Here is a 3831-nt window from a genome sequence, read left to right as displayed (position 1 = left end):
TCGGAGATGACGATAGATTGAGTTTGGCCGTTACCTCAGAGCAGACCTTTGCAATCGGTTCATCCAGCTTTGCTCTTTTGGCCGGAATGCTATTATCAGACACGCCGTTATTACGAACGGGTTTGTTTATTTCTCCACCAATCTGACCATCCATGGTTGATCTCCCTACTGCAATCTGAAGGACTCAATTGAAACTGTTTAATAATATGACCTTAAAATCGTACGAAAGTTTCATTTGGAGAGTATTTCGTTGCCATTAATGGACATCACCAAACTATTATCATCTGTCCAATGCGTCACAAATCGAATTCAAATTCACGCTGTTAATAAACTCTTCGGCAATTTTTGTCAGCTCATTGGATTTCAGCAGCAGAGCATTACTGGCGTTTTGTGCTTCCCGCAAGTAGGCATCTTCAACCGTTTTTTGGAACTGGGAAGAGCTATCAATGAGCGTCATCATGCCATACAGCTCTTCTGGAGAAGATGGCTCATGAGCGCCGTAGTAGTCCCGCTTGAAAGTGTTAGAGCCGAGAGCAGCACTGGCCCAACAATACCTTAAGCCACCACCTTTCGAGTGTGTCATTTCATACAAGTAATGACTGAAGGCCTGCAGGATCCCTTGCTTGCATTTGTTTTTTAAATCGTTCAGAGTGCGCTTTTCGTACCATAGGTCCAAACTGGGCTTTGATTTGATCGTTTCGGATAACTTCTTCAATTCCGGGCTGTTTTCAAGTTTCCGTTGAAACAGGGCTTCGGCTTTTTCCTTAATCATTGTGCTGTCCCATAAAGGCTGACCCAGGATAATCACCGGACGGTGATTCGCCTTGCCTGAGGTTAACTGTGGAAACGCGGGCTGGCTTACCAGCATTCGTTCTACATTCGGAATCCCCCCGGGTTGGTCCGTCCAGGCATTCTTTATAGATCGATTGACAATCTGATCTTCAAGGAATGAAGAAGAACCCTCATGACAATGAGTGATGAAGATGGCATTCATTTTTTCCTTTTGGAAGCGCTCATAAATCAACTGCAATTGCTGGCTATTTTTTTCCCTGGACAACAATGTCGTGTACCACTTTTTCAGGCAATGGGTGGCGGCAACCTTGAGTTCATCGACGCCTTGCAGACGCACCAAAAGCTCATGATGTTGTTCGGCAGTGATAATAGAGGACCACGAGGACGGCAGTGGATCCAGCCAACCCAATAACAGAGCTTCACGGGCAAAGCGAATCACCGAAGGCCTGGCCAAGTTACTCTTCATCAGTATATCCACGTTTGAACGCAACCATTCGTAAGTGTCTACTCCGGCCTGTTCAATCATTTTTGAATGGAGTGACTTGAGTGGTTCAATGACCCGATCTTCATCACTGTCAGACAATATTTGTATGACTGCCTCCGACATCGGCCTATAGTCACGCTCAGTTCCTCTTACCGTACCGACCAAGTTCCGGTTGGGGCTTGTCAATGCTTTTGTCTTTTGCAACTCAAGTATTGAGACACCCAGGGAAAACCCGGCTAAATCTTTTTCCTGCCAAAGTTTCTCTACCATTGTGGAAATTGAGAAAATAGACCAATAGGTTATTGGTAATACAATGCCTGTCTGAACCGTTTTCTTCAGTTCCTCAAGGCTTATGCCACAGACTTTAGCCAGAGCCTGCTGTTGCGCTAAATCAGCAATCTTCATGAGGTCCTTCAGGAGCTTTATCACGTGCTCCTCGATCTCGCCTGGCATAGGGCAGTCATCAATGACATTCCCGCTGGACTGTAATTCAGAGGTGATTTCTGTTAACTCCCCGGGCGCCCCGCCCAAATCTACTGATTCCCAGGTTTGACCTCCATCCGCAGAATACTCAGCAAAGCTGTGGACAATGCTATCCATTTGCCGGCAGGGGATCCCAAAATAACGACAAAAAGCGATAAAAACAGGCACACGATGACGACAGCTACCTTGTTGCCGTGTTACCAGGAAGCGAAAGAAATTTTGTTGGGCTTCTGGTTCAGCTTCACCGGAAAACTGTTTGCAATACTCCGTGATCGCGTTAATTCGTTGCCTGGTGTCTTTAGTGTTTTTTATCGTCCGCAAAAGCTCTTTCATCTTGTCGGATGGATGTCGGCCAATATTTGCAAATAGCTCTTTCAGTACGTTTTTCACACCCTCTGAACAATGGACGTCAAAAAGTATTGATCGTTCTGGCCGGGCTTTTTTAGCACTGGTTTTTTCGCCCGGTTTTCGGGGTTCTACGATAAAAGTGCATTGAATACTTTGGTCTGCTTTTGCCCCGGAAATAAACAGTGTGTGAAGCCCGGTATATCGATCCCTGATCAGTTTATATGGCAAATTGGGTTTTATCCGCAGGGCCACGACAGAGTCATGAGGCGTCAGGCTGGGCAATGGGTATCGACCATTCTTTGATGACATCTCAAGGGTTGCCAGCGTTTGATCTCTGGTTAATGCCATTTCCCGGAGATTCTCTGGTAACGGATCGGGGATGAGGGCTTCGACCCCCTGAAAGTGTCGATCATCGAGCTTGATCTGTTTGACAGCACCCTCAGGCGTCACATAAATATCCATTGCCCGCCAGCGATCCATTGCAGGGGAATGGTTCTGCTTGTCAAAAATTCTCTTAAATTCAACCTTTGGCGTGTCCTGATCCTCGTAGTTCGTTCTTTGGTCCAGTGCCGGTGCTTCTTCCCCCTGGATTTCTGGATTGTATGGTTCAGGAGCGTCATCACCGCTAATAGCTGATGCTTCGTTAATAAAATCCGCTATCAAATGGTTTGGCAGATCACTGATCTGATGCCAGAGCGCTGGACACAATTGAGCTTCATTGGCGTTCCACGCCTCTATCTGCTGATCAGCTTCCCGAAGATAAGGCTGGCAAGCCGGTGTTGCCAGCGTTTGTTTCTCTTCTTCCGTCAGAGAAAAGACGCTATTGGCATCTACGCCTGTCTGGCCGAATTTATGATCAAACCAGTTTTGCTGCCAGTGTCGGTAAAGTGCCCGGGTGAGGGTATCGTCCGACTGATCCGGTTTCAGGGAAAGACCGGATGCCTGCCACTTGGCCTGGGCCACCATTTTGATGATTTGCGTTTTGGCTTCCTCTCCACCCAGACCCGCCTTAATACGTATTTCATGGTGTTTTTCATTGATGCTGTTGAGATAACTTTGTCGTATCAACCAGGGACGGTTAATGCCCGATACTGTTTCGTTGAACCACTTGCAAAGTCCGGAATCAAGCTCACCCCTTCTCATGTTAAGAGCCATGGCAAGAGCAGATGATTCGGGCAACTCCTCCAGCGATATTTTGGCGGCCATCAGATAAAGGCGGTAGTGCTGATTGAGGCATTGATGAAGCCCTTCTTCGGTAAAATCACCCCCTTGGATGACGGCCCTGGCCACATTCTGTAAATCAAGACTGGTCGGCTGCAACGGCACTTTTTTCTGTTTCAGGTCAGCCCTCAGACCACAATGTTTTCTGGTCAGTTTTTCAGCCAGGATTTTCCCCTGCGGGTTATTTGGCAACACTTTCTCAGCAATGGTCTGCAATTCTGCCGGGCTGTACTGTCGGATGGGTAAGTGTCGGAAACGCCCTTTCAGCGCCGGTGATAGCGGTTTGCGTCCGCTGTACTCCGGTGGATTTGTCGTGGCAAACAGATGGAAACCCGGATGGGCGTCACCGGCCAGTATATCGTTTAACTCGCCTTCCAGGTGCTGGCTGTCAATCAGATTCATTTCCGAAATCACCACGATGCCGCCATGAATTTTTGCCGTCTGGATTTTTTCACACACTTTGTCCCAGGAACAATCACAGGCATTCAGGAGAAAGACCTCTG

General features: G+C 47.6%; 1 protein-coding gene. It reads right to left on the bottom strand.

What is annotated here, in order from left to right; genetic code table 11:
* Positions 1 to 280: 280 nt before the first annotated feature.
* Positions 281 to 3831: transglutaminase domain-containing protein (locus KDK19_RS14575; RefSeq protein ID WP_257292242.1), on the bottom strand; the 3551-nt coding region annotated here is incomplete at its 5' end.

Origin of the sequence: Endozoicomonas sp. ONNA1 (assembly GCF_024606325.1) — a bacterium.
GTDB lineage: Bacteria > Pseudomonadota > Gammaproteobacteria > Pseudomonadales > Endozoicomonadaceae > Endozoicomonas_A.
The sequence above is the reverse complement of the archived record's forward strand: the minus strand, read 5'-3'. Positions and strand labels throughout refer to the sequence as shown.